Here is a 17070-nt window from a genome sequence, read left to right on the forward strand (position 1 = left end):
TTTATAGTCTATTTTAGCATTAAATCATATAATAAAAAATAGGAACGTAGATTTATAATCCATCATTCCTATTTCTTATTAATATCTTATTCTTTTAAAATCATTAAATTAATCGCGTTGTTTGATTGTAAATGACTTGCCATTTCCGTTTGAGCGATGGTTATCATTACCACGTCGATCATTGCTTCGACCATGATTACGATCATTACGACGGTTTCCACCACGACCATTAAAACGACGGCTACCGCCACCGTAATTACGATTTCCGCCGCGACCACCACCATGACCGCTATAACGACGACCATGACTAAAGCGCCGTTTCTTGTTTGGTAATGGCCGTTCTGGAGTAATTCGTACCTTTACCTGACTTCTAGTCATCTTACTGAGCAATACGGATACTAATTCCTTAGCAGAATATTTTTCTAGCAATTCATCTGCGGTTGCTGAAAATTTATCCATATCAGTCTTTTCAATCATGCTAGCCAATTCGCCCTTAACAGCACCTAATTGACCGTTTAATGCTTCGGTTTCCGAAGGAGGCTTAAGTGGTAACATTCTAACCTTGGTTAATTTTTCAACTTCACGAAGGTAGTCCTTTTCATTGGGTTCAACAAAAGTAAGTGATACCCCATGCTTACCGGCCCGACCAGTCCGACCGATTCGGTGAACGTAACTTTCTGGGTCTTGTGGAATATCGTAGTTATAAACATGCGTAACTCCACTAACATCGATCCCACGTGCAGCAACATCAGTTGCAACTAAGATTGAAATTTTGCCATCACGAAATTCACGCATGATTTGTGAACGCCGCTTTTGAGTTAAATCACCGTGTAATCCAGCAGCTGGATACCCACATGCAATTAAGCCACGGGAAACTTCGTCCACTCGACGCTTAGTCCGACAAAAGACGATCGTTACCTTTGGTGCTTGAACATCAAAGAAGCGTGTCATTAAGTCAAACTTCTCAGCTTCTTTAGAACGAACGTAGAATTGATCAACTAAGTCGGTAGTCAATTCCTTGGCTTTGATTTTAACTTGCTTAGGTTGATTCATAAATTGAACCCCAACCCGCTTAATTTTATCTGGCATCGTAGCTGAGAATAAGAGCGTTTGACGTTCAGTAGGAAGGGCTTTGATGATACTTTCAATATCATCTAAAAATCCCATATCTAACATATCATCAGCTTCATCAAGAACTAAGAATTTAACATTCCCTAGTTTTAAAGTCCGTCTATTAATATGGTCTAAAATCCGTCCAGGAGTTCCAACCACAACTTGTGGATGCTTTTTAAGATTTCTAATTTGTTGACGAATATCTGCACCACCATAAACTGCTTGAACCTTAGCGCCTTCTACCCTACCAAAACGATTCATTTCGCGTTGGGTTTGGATTGCTAATTCTCGCGTTGGTGATACGACTAATGCTTGGACATTTGAATCTTCTAAATCAATCTTGTCCAAAATTGGTAAGGAAAATGCAGCTGTTTTACCAGTCCCCGTTTGGGCTTGACCCAACACATCATGGCCTTCAAGAATCAAAGGAATCGTATCCGATTGGATAGGGGTAGCTTCGGTAAAACCTGCTTTTTCAACGGCTGTTAATAGGTCTTGTGATAAACCTAAATCTCTAAATTTCAAAAAATTTCCTCCTATGATTTCGAAAATTACTAGTGAGCTAAGAAAAATCCGTTTCCGTCAAACACCCAAAAGCTGATTCAAAATCAATAAATCTATTATTAAAGTTGTATATCTAAATAATAATAATCCTTTTTCTTTAATTAAGCAACAATATTAATGCTGATCAGTCAGAATATTTAAGATTATCTCCAAATGAATTCCATGACTAGCCTTAAGTAATAACACATCATCAGCAGTAATTATTTTTTCTAGTTCTAAAGCACCTTGCTTAATTTGATCGGCTTCATAATAATGAATTCGATCAGAAGCGTACTTGCCAATTAATTTATCGCGTAACGCTGCCATATCAGTTCCAATTAAAAATACTTCTGGAATTAAAGATGGGTTTAAATAGTCAGCAAGTGACTCATGCATTGCTTTTGACTGCGCCCCTAATTCTAACATGTCGCCTAACACCGCAATCCGCCGCCCAGTAGTTTTAACTTCATCAAACGCTTTTAAAACCTCCTTAACGGCAGTAGGGTTAGAGTTATAGACATCACTTAAAATTAATTCACCACGTTTTCCCTTAATCCATTCGGTTCGATTAGCAGTTAGGTTAACGTTTTTTAAACCCTTCCGAATTGATTCAGGTCTAATTTGAAATAATGAACCAGTTAAGACAGCAGCTAGGGCATTATTAACATTGTATTCACCAATCATTGGGATTGTGAATGAAAAATCTTGCCATTTATTAGTAACGAAACTCGTTTGAGTAGTTTGGTCACTAATTTCAGTTGGATAAATATCGTTAACTCCGTTGCGTCCGAAAGTTAATTCATTAAAATTAAATTGGGCCGCACGCTGCTTTAAGAGCGGTTCATCACCATCATAAATAAACGTCCCATCTTCTTTTAGTCCGTGTAAAATTTCTATTTTGGCATCGGCAATCTTATCACGGGTCCCAAAAAACTCGATGTGGGCTTCACCAATCATCGTAATAATCGCAACATCAGGTTGGACCAACCGACTTAAGAAGTCTAATTGACCAGGGCGATCCATCCCCATTTCCACCACCAATACTTCTGTATTAGACTCCATTGAAAGCACGGTAATCGGAACTCCAATCTCATTATTAAAATTAGCATGCGTCTTGGTAACGTTAAAATTAGTCGCTAAAATTGAAGCAACCATATCCTTAGTCGTGGTCTTACCGTTGCTCCCTGTAACGGCAATCACCTTCGGATTAATTTTGTTTAAGTAGTACTGGCTTAAATCCTGGAGTGCCTTCAACGGATCGGGTACTACAATAATTGGAAAATCAGTCGGCATACCATCGTGATCGCTCGCCCAAAATGTGGCACTCGCACCATTGATAATGGCACTGTTAACAAACCGATGGCCATCTTGATCACCAACAAGCGGCACAAATAATGCTCCCGATTTCAATTCTCGACTATCGAAAGATACACTCGTTAATTCAACGTTAGCAAATTTGGTAACGTCATTTTCTGCTGATACAGCCTTAGCAATTTCAGCTAAACTCATTTTCATATTTTTTAACCCCATTAAGCTATCAAATAAAAAACATTCTGGTGTTTCTAACAACCAGAATGCAATTAATCTTCAAAAATAAAATTATTTGGTAATTTATCTTCATCAATGTGAAGTTGCCATTTTTGTTCATAGATTAGATACTTTAGTGTCCCAATCGAAACAGCATTCTGATATATATCATGTTTAGTATACCATGTACTCTGTTTTTCTGGATACTTTTCCATCAATAATGGGATATTATATTGCCGTTGTTGCTCAAAAGATTGGTCAAAAGCAACTACTAATCCCTCACTACTTAATTTAATAATTTTAGTTAGGACCATTTCATCAATATCCTTAATTACCAATGGTCTTACAAACATTCTTCTTCCACTATGCATTTCCCTAAGGTGCCGCTTCAGACTAATTTCTAAAACATGGTTGAACTTAGAAAACTGCCGATAAAAAACCTTTACAAAATCAGATTTCAAAAGAATATAAATATAATTATTACGCAATTTAGAAGAAAACGGGCTATTCATTGGATATGTCATATGTCCCAGATAAAGTAAATTTGCAATCTCGCTATCCAGCAGAACATTTAAATCATCATTGGAATGAAAATCAATAATTTTTTTATCTGTAATCTGTTTATTAAGTAAGTAATCACGCACCGCTCCACTTCCAGTAATCGTGCTAAACTTAGCGTGTGCATTATAGCTATTTGCATTTTTACGATCATCATTCAATAAAATAATATTACTCGGAACGTTTGCTAGTCCATTTACAAAATCTGCGGAATCGATTCCCCTAGTAATCGTCATGTTTCTTACTAAATTAGCGTCGATGTAAATAAAGTTATCCCGCATTACAACCACACTTTCCCAAATATTTAACTATTCAATTGTACTACTTTTTAAATCAATTGAAACATGCTAATTACATTTTCTCCAATCTTTGAATACGCGATTCAATCGGTGGATGAGTATCAAAAAGGCGGGAAAAAGAAAATCGATGCTTTCCATGGTATGGATCTTCGATATATAATCCTGCACTATTTGAATTAATATCGTGCATTGGTTGCCCACCTGAAATTTTCTTCAAGGCGTTAATTAACCCCAACGGATTTCTGGTTAATTCGACCCCAGAAGCATCGGCTAAATATTCTCGATTCCGTGATAAAGCCATTTGAGCAATGCTAGCAGCGATTGGTCCTAAAATAATGATCACAACGGATGCAATGATTTCAATGATTCCATTATCCTTTTCATTATCATTCCGTCGGCCACCACCAAACCAAAGGGAACGCATTCCAAAATCAACAATAATTGAAATTGCAGCTGATAGTGCTAATCCAATCGTTGATACTCGAATGTCATAGTTCCGAATGTGAGAGACCTCGTGGCCAATCACACCCTCTAGTTCCTCACGATTTAAAATCGCTAATAGGCCAGTCGTAACCGCCACAGCAGCTTTTTTAGGATTATTTCCAGTTGCAAACGCATTCGGACTATCATCATTAATGATAAATAACCGTGGCATTGGAATTCTTGCAACTAATGCCATATCAGAAACAATATGCCATAATTCTGGGGATTGATGTTCATCTGTTATTTCTTGACCATGATTCATCATCATCACAATATCGATCGATTGGTTAATCATGATCAATGAGTAAATCAGGCCAACAACAAAAGCAATCACCATACCCACGATTGGATTTCTAAAGAATAAAATACCCACGGCTGCCCCAACGGCTAATAGTAATAAAATAAACCCAAATAAAACATAGATCGTTTTTCGTTTGTTATTCGCAATTTGTTCGTATAACATCTGGGCGCCTACTTATTAAAGCCCTTAAATTCATCAAAGTTAACTTTAGGAGCTTGTTTTTCTGATTCTGGCACTTCTAGATAATCACGCTTAGTAAAGTGGTGAATGCCTGCAATTAGATTAGTAGGAAAACTATTAATTTGCATATCATACTTAGCGACCGTTGAATTATATAACTGTCTAGAATAAGCAATTTTATTTTCAGTATTCGTTAATTCTTCCATCAATTCTTGAAAATGAGTGTCTGCTTTTAAGTCTGGATAATTTTCAGCAACTGCAAACATTGATTTCAAAGTTCCTGATAATTGATCGGATACCTGCATTAACTTATCACGATCAACATTCCCATCAATTGAAATCATTTGATTTCTTAATTCGGTTACCTTAGCCAAAGTTTCTTGTTCATAATTAGCATATCCCTTAGCAGTAGAGATTAAATTTGGAATCAAGTCGTTCCGCCGTTTCAATTGAACATCAATTTGACTCCACGATTCGTCTACGTAGGTTCTGGAACGTACGAGCCCGTTGTAGATTAAAATGTATGCAAATACTAAAATTGCAATCACGATAACTGTAATAATAATTCCCATCTTAAATATCTCCATTCTGTTAATTTCGTATTAATCATAACAAAAACAATCTAAATTAGCTATAATAATTATAATCAATTCAAATATAATTTAGGGGGATTCACAATGGTTAACGTTTTATTTGTCTGCTTAGGAAACGTTTGTCGTTCACCAATGGCAGAAGTTATCTTTAAAAAATTAGTTCAAAAACAAGGACTGACCAACCACATCCAGGTAAAATCAGCGGCAACTAGTGATGAGGAACAGGGTAACCACCCCCAACCAGGGACGATTCAAACTTTGACAAACCACGGCTTCGATTGGCACGATTTGTATTCGCATCAAATTACCACGGCTGATTTTGAGTGGGCTGACTACATTATTACCATGGATCATCAAAACGTGATTGATTTAAAATCCATGGCACCAGCTGATTGTCAGTCTAAGATTCATCTTTGCCTAGACATCTTCCCAGAAAAAAGGGGGACTGCGATTCCAGACCCCTGGTATACCCATAAGTTTGACTATACCTATGATGTTTTAGCTGAAGCGATGCCTGCTTGGTTAGATAAAATCAAAAAAGATAATGGAATTCAATAAAAAAAGAGTTCGTCATTCGACGAACTCTTTTGCGTAATTATTAATATAATTACTTGTTTAAACCGTAACGCTTGTTGAAACGGTCCACAGCACCATCTGCTTGAGTGAACTTTTGACGTCCAGTGTAGAATGGGTGTGAATCTGATGAGATTTCCACAAGAATCAATGGGTAAGTGTTACCATCTTCCCATTCAACGGTTTGATCGGAAGTAGCAGTAGAACCAGTTAAGAAACTGAAACCAGTACTTGAATCCTTAAATACAACCTTGTGGTAATCTGGATGAATTCCTTTTTTCATTATATATATCGCTCCTTTGCCCTGAAATCTTTCTGAAAACAGAGATTATCGATTAGTCGATAGTTATTATATTAACACCAAATAATCGTTCAATCAATCTTTTTTTATTTTATTAAATTAGTATTATTGATTAATTCAACCTGTGCATGTAAATTGGTCAACTTATCAATTACGTTATCATAACCACGCAAAATATTATCAGCGTTAGTGATCTTTGTAATGCCATTTGCCATCAGCCCTGAAATCATCGCAGCCGCTCCAGCCCTAATTTCACCAGCATCAACGACCGCTCCCGTTAGCTCAGTGGTGGGGCTAACGATGATGATATGGTCATCTTCATTTACCTTAATGTGTGCACCCATTTTAACTAATTCAGCAACATGCCTTGTCCGTTCAGGATAAATGGTATCAACAATGATACTATCGCCATTCGCTTTTAATAACAACGGCGTAATTGGCTGTTGTAGATCAGTTGCAAAGCCTGGGAATGGCAACGTCTTGATCTTAATCGGTTCAAAATCATCACATCGATGAACATAGATACTATCTTCGTTAGTATCTAATTTGACGCCCATCTCAGTTAACTTAGCAATAAACGATTCCAAATGTTCTGGAATTACATTATTAACTAAAACGCCATCACCAATTACCGCGGCCATTGATAAATAAGTCCCCGCTTCAATCCGATCAGGAATAATCGTGTGGGTATTTTTAGCAACTAAATTATCGACCCCATCGATTCTAATCACATCGGTGCCTGCACCCCGAATTTTAGCCCCCATGTTATTTAAGAATGTAACAACATCGATAATTTCTGGTTCCTTAGCAGCATTCCAAATCGTAGTGGTCCCCTGTGCCCGTACAGAAGCTAAGATCGCATTAATTGTAGCCCCGACTGAGACGACATCCAAAAAAATGGGCGCCCCATGTAAGCCGTTCGGACCAGCTTCAATCTTAATTGTGCCATCTTCTTTTTCATCAACGATTGCACCTAGGGCCTTGAAAGCCTTAATATGTTGATCAATTGGCCGTGGTCCAATGTTATCACCACCGGGAAAAGTTAATTCCGCACGGTTAAAGCGACCTAACAACGCCCCCATAAAATAATAAGAAGCCCGCAAACTCTTGATTGCCCTACTTGGGAGCGGTGATTGTTTAATATCGGTCGGATCAATCGTTAATACCCCGTCAACAAATTCCGAATGGACATTCATTGACTCTAAAAGTAACATTAGATTCTTAACATCCAGGATATTAGGAACCATGTCCAATTGAACTGGTGAATCAGCTAAAATTGATGCCGGAATGATTGCAACTGTACTATTCTTCGCACCGCCAATAGTTACCTCTCCTGAGAGTCTATGCCCCCCATGAATAATCATTTCACTCATTATTGCATTTCCTCGCTTAATTTTAATCATTAACACTGGTTTTAAATGGTCACTATGCCATTCACCAAATGAAAAATCAGTCGTGATATAAAATTTAATCACTGACAATAAATTATATCATTTTTTATATCCATTTTGTGAATTTATTAGCAAATGTAAAATAAAAAAGACTAAGTTTTATGAAATAATCTCATAAAAAATGTCTTTTTTATTGAATCAATTTAGCTTATTAGTTTACGCATTGCCATGTTGTTTATTCGCAGCTGCAACAAAGGCTTTGAATAATCCTTCTGGCCGATTTGGTCTGGATAAAAACTCTGGATGGTATTGAGCAGCAACGAAGAACTTGTTTTCTGGAACTTCAATTACTTCGACCAAGTGGTTATCAGGAGATGTTCCTGAGAATACTAAGCCCTTTGCTTCTAAGTCTTTTCTAAACTTGTTATTAAATTCATAACGGTGTCTGTGCCGTTCTGAAATTTCTTCTTTATTATCATAAGCAGCAGCGGTAACCGTTCCTGGCTTAATCTTACATGGGTATGCCCCTAGTCTTTGGGTCCCACCCAATTCTTCGATATCAGATTGATCAGCCATAATATCAATTACGTTATGCTTAGTATCTGGATCGATTTCAGTGGTGTTAGCATCAGCAAAACCAGCCACATCACGAGCAAATTCGATACTTGCTACTTGCATTCCAAGACAAACCCCGAGGAATGGGATGTCATTTTCACGCACGTACTTAACGGCTCTGATCATTCCTTCAACTCCACGACGGCCGAAACCACCGGGTACGATTACACCATCAGCGCCTGCAAGCATTTCAGCAACGTTATCATCGGTAATATCAGCAGCAGCCACCATCTTCAAGTTGATTTTGGCATCCACTGGATATCCAGCATGATGTAAAGCTTCAGCAACTGAAATGTAAGCATCGTGTAGTGATACATACTTTCCAACTAATGTGATGTTCACTTCGTTCTTTAAGTTCAGTGCCTTGTGTTCTAGTTCGCGCCACTTCGTCATATCTGCTTCTGGAGCTTCGATTCCAAAGTGTTCAAGGATTTGATCATCCATGTGTTGAGCTTGCAAGCTCAATGGAACAGAATAGAGGGACTTAGCGTCAATTGATTCAACAACCGCTTCTGGTTTAACGTCACAGAACAATGAAATCTTCTTCTTCATTGAGTCGGTCACTGGATGTTCAGCTCGTACTACCAATAGGTTTGGTTGAATCCCTAATCCCCGTAATTCCTTAACACTGTGTTGAGTAGGCTTTGTCTTCATTTCACCAGCAGCATGTAGGTATGGAATCAAAGTCGTATGAATGTAAAAGACGTTATTGGCACCCATTTCAGTCTTCATTTCCCGAATGGCTTCCAAGAATGGTTGGGATTCAATATCACCAACAGTTCCACCAATTTCAGTAATCACAACGTCTGCATCTGAAATATCAGCAGCCCGCTTGATTTTTTCCTTAATCATGTTCGTAATGTGTGGAATTACTTGAACGGTTGCACCAAGGTAATCCCCACGCCGTTCTTTTTCCAGTACTTCTGAATAAATTTTTCCAGTCGTAACGTTTGAATATTTATTTAAGTTAATATCAATAAAACGTTCGTAATGACCTAAATCAAGGTCAGTTTCAGTACCATCATTGGTGACAAACACTTCACCATGTTGGTAAGGACTCATGGTTCCTGGATCCACATTAATGTATGGATCAAACTTTTGAATCGTCACCTTAAGGCCTCTATTCTTCAATAGTCGACCAATCGATGCTGAAACAATACCTTTACCAAGTGAGGAAACAACTCCACCAGTTACAAAAATATACTTAGTCAATTGAATTTCTCCTTTTTCTAATGATTTAGGGATACATTTAAAAACAACAATAAAAAATAAAAAGACTCCCCATTCCATGGAACAGGGAGCTTATTTACTACATAATATAATCGATCAATTCCTTACGAACTACTCGTAAGGAGCCCAAACAATATACTACCCATATTTAAGATTATAGTCAAGCAAAAAAATTATTTTTTACTTTCGTCTGAATCATCATCATCGTCAACATCGGTATCATGAAGGTCGATATCATCTGGAACATCATTACTATCTTCATCATCGATTGGGTTTTCTTCGTCAATATCATCTAAATCATGATCTTCATCGTCATTATCATCGTCACCATCAAAATCATCTTGATCTTCAGGATCGTCATCATCGTAATCGATAACATCGTCATCGTCATCTGCATCAGCTAAAAATGCATTTACCTTCCGACGCTTCTTCTTTGGGCGTTCTTCATCTTCGTCTTCTGGATGAACAGTTGCTTCATCAATTGATTCGTATGGATACCAAGTCCGAAGGCCCCAAAGGTTATCACCTAATGAGATGAAACTACCATCAACGTTTAAATCAGTGTAGAACTGAACTAAGCGGTTTCTGATTTCTTCATCTGAATCACCAAGGTATTTTTGAATCTCATTAGCTAAATCAGCAAATGACATAACATCACCGTGTTGAGCTAAAATTGCGTGTGCAACTTCAATCATTGAGAGTTCTTTTTTGTTTTTACCTTCTAAGGCTTTTAATTCCAAATTGGTGCACGTCCTTTCAAACACTTTCAAATCGTATTAATCGCTTTATACATATACTACCTTATGTTACTCGTCTAGGCGTTAAATTGCAACCTAATCTTATAGTCACCAAGTAAGTTTTCCCCTGAATATAGCCGATAATCAACTTGCAGGCTCCCGTGAGCGGGATTATCTAAATATTGATATGATAATTGCACTGTTTCAGCATCCATACTCATTAGTCCATAGGGTGTACTATAACGCGCCGTGTGTTTTTGTCCCTGTTCAAAACGAACCTGGAGGCGATTTTCAGCTGCACGTGTTAACCGCACTTCCCCGTTATCATCTAGTTTAAATGTTACTGGGACTTGCTTACCCGTTTTAGGATCATCTTCTTTATACCTTAAATAAAAGGACATCCCAACTCGTGCTAGTTGTCCTTGTACATCGTATACAAAATCTGAATGGTCACCAGCTTGACTTACGCTCGTTTCCAGATGAATCGTGACATCTTGTACGTCTGTATCTCTAATTTTTATCACCCCTAAATAAAGTTATCCTACTTTTAATTATACTTATGAAAAAGTAAATTGCACTCATTTAATAGTCACGAAACTGAATTTTAGTTATAATAATATTATAAACATTTGATTTAAAAACTTGGGGGAGTACAGCATGTCATACGCTAACAAATTACTGCCACGCGAAAAGGTTTTTCGCGATCCAGTTCATAACTATATCTATGTACGCCATCAAGTGATTTTGGACCTAATTAACACTCCGGAATTTCAAAGATTGCGCAGGATTAAACAACTAGGAACATCATCATTCACTTTTCACGGTGCTGAGCATTCCAGATTTACCCACTCGCTGGGCGTTTATGAAATTGCCAGACGGATTTGTGATAACTTTCAACGTAATTTCCCATCCCAAAATCCTAACGATGGATTATGGGATGATGATTCACAAAGGCTAGTCGCTCTTTGTGCAGCTTTACTGCATGATATTGGTCATGGTGCATATTCACACACGTTTGAACACATTTTCAAAACTGACCACGAAAAAATCACTCGTAATATCATTACCAATCCAAATACAGAAGTCAACAAAGTTTTGCACAAGGTCGACAAAGATTTTCCCAAAAAAGTGGCCAGCGTAATCGATAAATCATATCCTAATAAGCAGGTCGTCCAAATGATCTCCAGCCAATGCGATGCCGATCGAATGGACTATTTACTCCGTGATTCTTATAGCACCGGGACCAGTTATGGTAACTTTGATCTTACGCGCATTTTAAGAATCATGCGCCCGTATTCTGGGGGGATTTGCTTTGATATGAATGGGATGCATACGATCGAAGATTACATTATTGGTCGGATGCAGATGTATCTACAAGTTTATTTCCATCCGGTCTCACGTTCAATGGAGGTCATTTTAAACCATCTCCTCCAACGTGCTAAGGATCTATATGAAGCTGGGCAAATGAAACCTGAAATGGTTCCATACCAGTTAATACCATTCTTTAATAAGGATAGCTTCAACCTATCGGACTACTTGGAATTGGACGACGGCGTTTTAAACACCTATTTTATCCATTGGCAACACGCTGATGATCCGATTTTAAAGGATTTAGCGGATCGCTTCATTAACCGCAAACCATTTAAATCGGTTAAATACCAAAAAAGCGACATCACAACCATCGATCAGCTGCGCTCGTTAGTAAGTGATTGTGGATACGACGTTAAATATTACACTGGCATCGATAATAGTTATAACTTGCCTTATGACTCCTATGATACGAAGCGCGGGATTAACGATAATCGGATTCAGTTAATTAATCGTGATGATAGCCTCGTTGATTTGTCAAATGTTAGTGAGCTCGTCAAAGTGATTACCAATAAAACGGTTGGTGAGGATCGTTTCTTCTTCCCCCGTGAATTTCTTAAAAATGATGGCGAACAAACTGATTTATTTTTACAGAAACAAGAACAATTTAGAAAATACATTAAAAACGACCACGTTATTTAAAGTGAGGAATAAAAAATTATGGATATTAAATTAATTGCAATTGACATTGACGGAACCCTTGTTGACGATGAAAAGGTCCTCCAAGAACCTACCAAACAGGCGATTGCTGCTGCTCGTGAAAAGGGAATCAAGGTCGTCCTTTGTACTGGCCGTCCCATTTCAGGGGTTGAAAAATATCTTGAGGAACTATCCATTTCTGGAGCAGATGAATATGCAATCACGTTCAATGGTTCCACAATTCAAGATGCTAATGGTAAGGTCATTACTAACCACACCATTACCTATGATGATTTCGTTGATACCGAAGCACTGGGCCGTAAGTTAGACGTTAATTACCAAATTGAAACGCCCGAAGCCATTTATGCTTTTAATCATGACCTAAGCCAATACACAGTTTACGAAAGTTCAATCGTTAGACTGCCAATTAAGGTTAGAAATCCTGAAGATATCAAACCAGAATTGACCATTACTAAGTCAATGTTCGTAAGTACTCCTGATAAAATTACGCATGCCAAAGCAAATATTCCAGCAGCCATTAGTGATAAACTATACGTTGTTCAAACCGAACCATTCTTTTTGGAATTTTTGAATAAACAAATCAGTAAGGGAAATGCACTGAAGGAACTAAGCAACAAACTCAACTTAAAGCCAGAAAATGTGATGGCAATTGGTGATCAGGGCAATGACCTTTCAATGATTAAATTCGCAGGGCTAGGCGTCGCCATGGGTAACGCGATTGAAGATAATAAACAAGCAGCTCAATTCGTTACTAAGACTAACGTTGACCATGGGGTTGCCTATGCAATCAATAAATTCGTTAACAATCCCGAATAAATCCACTAAATAAAAAAAGCTGACCAATCTGGTCAGCTTTTTTAAATTAGTGTAATTAAAATACTCATGATTATCATTGGCAGTGCAATTTGTAAGCAGTAACTAGCAGCACGACTAACCTTGATGGGGGCGTTTTTTAAACGGCCCACCTTTCTAGCAGGCACCTGTTCATCTGGTAACTCAGCATCGTCACCACGACGCCGAACTCGATGCCAGCCGGTAAACAAATGTCCACCTAATAGCATAATAAACGCTGCAAACACTAAAAATAACAATCCCACCATAAAATAGAAGTTACTTATGGTAAAAATTACGGTCCTAGAATTAATCATTAACGAAATTAAAGCAATGAAAACCGTAATAATGATTACCAATAACGCCACTTTAAAGCGCAATATTAACTGCTTCATCATTTTAGGCCTTGAATAGTGGACTTAAGGCTTTATTTTGGTGAATTCTAGTAATTGCATTCGCCATTAATTTTGCAATTGTAATTTGGTTAATTTTGCTAATTTTTTGTTCAGGCTTTAATTGAATCGAATCAGTAACCACCAATTGCTTGATTGGTGATTTCTCAATTCTTTCAATTGCTGGGCCGGATAAGACTGGATGGGTACAACAAGCATATACTTCCTTAGCACCAGCATCAATTAGGGCCTGTGCACCAAGGGTAATCGTCCCTGCAGTATCAATCATGTCATCAACCATTAAACAGGTTTTTCCTTCAACATCACCAATAATGTTCATAATCTTAGCAACGTTGGCCTTGGGCCGCCGTTTATCAATAATAGCAATTGGTGCCTTTAGACATTCAGCTAACTTTCGTGCTCGGACTACTCCACCATGGTCTGGCGAAACAACAACCGTGTTTGAATCGAAACCTTCTTTTAAGAAGAAGTCAGCTAACAGCGGTGCTGCCATTAGGTGATCAACTGGAATGTTAAAGAAGCCTTGAATTTGAGCAGCGTGTAAATCAAGTGAAACCACCCGACTAACCCCTGCAGTTTGTAAGATATCAGCAACTAATTTAGCTGTAATTGGTTCTCTTGATTGTGCCTTGCGATCCTGACGCGCGTAACCATAGTAAGGAATTACGACGTTAATCGTTCTTGCACTGGCCCGCTTAAGCGCATCGGCCATAATCAAAAGCTCCATCAAATTATCATTTACCGGTTCTGAAGTAGATTGGATGATGTAGACATCATCCCCACGAATACTTTCTTCGATTTGAATTTGAATTTCACCGTCGCTAAAATGATTAACGTTTGCCTTCCCCAATTCAATTCCCATATCATCAGCAATCTTCTTTGCCAATGGGCGATTTGAACTTAAAGCAAAAAGTTTAAAATTAGGATCGATTTTTTGTTCAGCCATGAGTTCCTCCATCTAAAAATCCATTCATATTGATTATCATTTCAAATAAAACAGGCATGTTTTACTCTTGTTACTTACTATTTTACACTAAAATCCCACATTATCATACAATGTTACGTGAATTTATTCACTATCCATTGTAAGGTAACTTTTTATAATATCCGGGTTTATTAGTTTGTCTTGCCCGTGCAATTGCCATATCATATTCATTTACATCATCAGTGATGGTCGAACCAGCGGCAATAAAGGAGTGATCAGCAATGGTCACAGGGGCGATCAAATTGGAGTTACTACCGATAAACGATGCATCCCCAACGGTAACGTTGTGTTTATTTTTACCGTCATAGTTGGCAAAAATAACCCCACATCCAACATTGATGTTCTTCCCTAAATGAGCATTTCCAACGTAAGTTAGGTGCCCTACCTTCGTACCTTCATCAATTTGGGCTTTTTTAACCTCTACAAAGTTACCTAGGTGAACATGCTCACCAATTAGAGAGCCTGGTCTTAAATGGCTGTAAGGGCCAATATTAGAATTATCTAGCATTTCTGATTCCTGAAGATATGATGAGATCACATGAATATTATCGTGAAGAACGCAATCAGTGATTTCAGAATGGGCCCCAATTCGACAATTTGATCCAATCGTCGTCTTACCATGAATTTGAACCCCAGGTTCGATAACCGTATCTGAACCAATCTTAATATCAACATCAATGTAGGTATCATCAGGATTAATAATGGAAACCCCTTCAGTCATGTGGTAGCGATTAATTCTCTTCTGCATCACTTTCGTTGCTTTAGATAGTGCAATTCGATCGTTAACCCCCATCGATTCACTAAAGTCAGCCATTTGATAAGCTGCAATAATTTTGCCAGCGTTTTTCAAAATTTCAATTACATCAGTCAAGTAATACTCGCCCTGTGCATTATCGTTGTTAATCTTGTGGAGGGAGTCAAATAAAGCTTGATTATCAAAAACATATACCCCGGTGTTGATTTCGTTGATCGCCTGCTCTTCCTTCGAAGCATCCTTTTGTTCAACAATTTTTTCAACAATCCCCAAATCATTACGCACAATTCTACCATAACCAGTTGGGTCGGGAGCCTTGGAAGTCAAGATGGTAACGGCAGCCTGCTTTTCTTCATGATATTTAAAAAGCTTTTCAAAGGTTTCACTAGTGAATAGCGGGGTGTCACCACTTACCACCATCGTAGTCCCTTCAAGGTCTGCCAATAAGGGTTCGGCCTTAATCACGGCATCCCCAGTCCCTAGTTGCTTTTTTTGAACAACGTATTTGGTACGGTCGCCTAATTCCCGTTCAACATCTTCAGCACCATAACCAACCACGGTCACAACGTTGTCCATATTAGTCTTTTCAACTTGCGTCAAGACATGGTCAACCATTGTCCGACCACAAATGCGATGTAGGACCTTATATAATTTTGATTTCATTCTAGTTCCCTTACCAGCAGCTAGAATAATTGTGTTTCTTAATGCCATTAAATTGATCCTCCTATTATTGATTAAAGACGGTCGTTAAGAAGTTCCCGTCTGATACTGTAATATGTTTTGCAATATCAACTTTGACTAATGACACATATTGTTGATCAGCAAACTCATTCCGATCATAATTTTCCTCAGCTAGGACCGAAATCCCAGCTACTTCACAATTAAACTCACGAGCCAAAGTAGCTAGTCCATTGACAGTGCCACCACCCTTAAGGTAGTCATCAACGATCAATACTCTGGAATTAGCCTTTAGGCTCCGTTTAGATAATACCATTTTTTTGACATTATTATTAGAACCAGATACGTAATTAACACTAATCGTCGAACCATCTGTGATTTTGGAGTCATGCTGCGCAACCACGAATGGAACGTTTAAATTACTAGCAATGCTTTGGGCGATTGGAATTCCCTTAGTTGCGACTGTCAATACCGCATCGATCTTTTGATCAGTATATTTAGTTGCCATTATTCGGCCGATCGTTCTAAGCGTATCAGGATAGCTCAATACATCAGACATATAAATATAGCCACCGGCTAAATACCTACTATCATCATTTAATGCATCCTTTAAGTCGTTAACGAACGATTGTGCCTCCGCTGCTGGAATCGATGGTAAAAACTTAGTTCCACCAGCTGCTCCAGGAACCGTATCAACAATTCCAATTCCACGCTCTTTAAAAGTTTGCTTTAATATTCCTAGGTCTTCACTAATGGAAGACTTTGCAGAACCATAACGGTCCACAAAAAAAGTCAGGGGAATAAGAGTATGTGGTCGATCTAAAAGATATTTAGTCATATCAATCAATCGATTACTTCGTCTGACCTTCAAATCTTTCACCTCTATAATAAATAACAAATTTTCCTATCAATCAAATTTTAGCATAAAAGTTCGTGT

17 protein-coding genes are annotated in these 17070 nt (G+C 38.1%); 3 read left to right on the forward strand and 14 right to left on the reverse strand.

What is annotated here, in order from left to right:
* Positions 1-108: 108 nt before the first annotated feature.
* From cshA to ACSYTE_RS00130, 5 genes are all read right to left on the reverse strand, one after another.
* Positions 109-1638 (reverse strand): degradosome RNA helicase CshA, encoded by a 1530-nt coding sequence (gene cshA / locus ACSYTE_RS00110; RefSeq protein WP_491716705.1) that lies wholly within the window; start codon positions 1636-1638, stop codon positions 109-111.
* Positions 1639-1791: 153 nt separating this feature from the next.
* Complete coding sequence (locus ACSYTE_RS00115) at positions 1792-3171, reverse strand: UDP-N-acetylmuramoyl-tripeptide--D-alanyl-D-alanine ligase (RefSeq protein WP_491716706.1); 1380 nt, start codon at positions 3169-3171, stop codon at positions 1792-1794.
* A 65-nt stretch (positions 3172-3236) separates the two neighbouring features.
* The gene (locus ACSYTE_RS00120; protein WP_491716707.1) at positions 3237-4022 is read right to left on the reverse strand and encodes a hypothetical protein; all 786 of its coding nucleotides are present in this window, start codon (positions 4020-4022) and stop codon (positions 3237-3239) included.
* A 70-nt stretch (positions 4023-4092) separates the two neighbouring features.
* On the reverse strand, positions 4093-4986 hold the full coding sequence (htpX, locus tag ACSYTE_RS00125; RefSeq protein WP_491716708.1) for a zinc metalloprotease HtpX: 894 nt from the start codon (positions 4984-4986) through the stop codon (positions 4093-4095).
* Between the two features lie 8 nt (positions 4987-4994).
* Complete coding sequence (locus ACSYTE_RS00130; protein WP_491716709.1) at positions 4995-5576, reverse strand: LemA family protein; 582 nt, start codon at positions 5574-5576, stop codon at positions 4995-4997.
* A gap of 105 nt (positions 5577-5681) precedes the next feature.
* Here ACSYTE_RS00130 and ACSYTE_RS00135 point away from each other — a divergent pair, with 105 nt between their 5' ends.
* Positions 5682-6155: a low molecular weight protein-tyrosine-phosphatase gene (locus ACSYTE_RS00135; protein WP_491716710.1), complete on the forward strand. Its 474-nt coding sequence runs from the start codon at positions 5682-5684 to the stop codon at positions 6153-6155.
* 49 nt (positions 6156-6204) lie between these two features.
* On the opposite strand, the gene ACSYTE_RS00140 is transcribed toward ACSYTE_RS00135, so the two are convergent.
* The 5 genes from ACSYTE_RS00140 to ACSYTE_RS00160 form a co-directional block, all read right to left on the reverse strand.
* Positions 6205-6453, reverse strand: coding sequence for a type B 50S ribosomal protein L31 (locus tag ACSYTE_RS00140; protein ID WP_491716711.1), 249 nt, complete (start codon positions 6451-6453; stop codon positions 6205-6207).
* A gap of 104 nt (positions 6454-6557) precedes the next feature.
* Positions 6558-7844, reverse strand: a complete 1287-nt coding sequence (gene murA / locus ACSYTE_RS00145; RefSeq protein WP_491716712.1) for a UDP-N-acetylglucosamine 1-carboxyvinyltransferase — start codon at positions 7842-7844, stop codon at positions 6558-6560.
* Positions 7845-8078: 234 nt separating this feature from the next.
* On the reverse strand, positions 8079-9689 hold the full coding sequence (gene pyrG, locus ACSYTE_RS00150; protein WP_491716713.1) for a CTP synthase: 1611 nt from the start codon (positions 9687-9689) through the stop codon (positions 8079-8081).
* 191 nt (positions 9690-9880) lie between these two features.
* Positions 9881-10447, reverse strand: coding sequence for a DNA-directed RNA polymerase subunit delta (rpoE, locus tag ACSYTE_RS00155; protein WP_491716714.1), 567 nt, complete (start codon positions 10445-10447; stop codon positions 9881-9883).
* Positions 10448-10521: 74 nt separating this feature from the next.
* Positions 10522-10968, reverse strand: a complete 447-nt coding sequence (locus tag ACSYTE_RS00160) for a YwiB family protein (RefSeq protein WP_491716715.1) — start codon at positions 10966-10968, stop codon at positions 10522-10524.
* 133 nt (positions 10969-11101) lie between these two features.
* Between ACSYTE_RS00160 and ACSYTE_RS00165 the strand changes: the two genes are divergently transcribed.
* Together ACSYTE_RS00165 and yidA are read left to right on the forward strand one after the other, a co-directional pair.
* Positions 11102-12454: an HD domain-containing protein gene (locus ACSYTE_RS00165; RefSeq protein ID WP_491716716.1), complete on the forward strand. Its 1353-nt coding sequence runs from the start codon at positions 11102-11104 to the stop codon at positions 12452-12454.
* A gap of 18 nt (positions 12455-12472) precedes the next feature.
* Entirely contained in the window at positions 12473-13288 is an 816-nt protein-coding gene (gene yidA / locus ACSYTE_RS00170; protein WP_491716717.1) for a sugar-phosphatase, read from the forward strand.
* 41 nt (positions 13289-13329) lie between these two features.
* On the opposite strand, the gene ACSYTE_RS00175 is transcribed toward yidA, so the two are convergent.
* From ACSYTE_RS00175 to purR, 4 genes are all read right to left on the reverse strand, one after another.
* Positions 13330-13701 (reverse strand): DUF3899 domain-containing protein, encoded by a 372-nt coding sequence (locus ACSYTE_RS00175; protein ID WP_491716718.1) that lies wholly within the window; start codon positions 13699-13701, stop codon positions 13330-13332.
* Position 13702: 1 nt separating this feature from the next.
* A complete protein-coding gene (locus ACSYTE_RS00180; protein WP_491716719.1) occupies positions 13703-14662 on the reverse strand; it encodes a ribose-phosphate diphosphokinase in 960 nt (319 codons plus the stop codon).
* 130 nt (positions 14663-14792) lie between these two features.
* Positions 14793-16166, reverse strand: coding sequence for a bifunctional UDP-N-acetylglucosamine diphosphorylase/glucosamine-1-phosphate N-acetyltransferase GlmU (gene glmU / locus ACSYTE_RS00185; RefSeq protein WP_491716720.1), 1374 nt, complete (start codon positions 16164-16166; stop codon positions 14793-14795).
* A 16-nt stretch (positions 16167-16182) separates the two neighbouring features.
* Positions 16183-17004: a pur operon repressor gene (gene purR, locus ACSYTE_RS00190; protein ID WP_491716721.1), complete on the reverse strand. Its 822-nt coding sequence runs from the start codon at positions 17002-17004 to the stop codon at positions 16183-16185.
* Between the last annotated feature and the right edge of the window lie 66 nt (positions 17005-17070).

The sequence above is a fragment of the Nicoliella sp. ESL1120 genome (assembly GCF_058508515.1).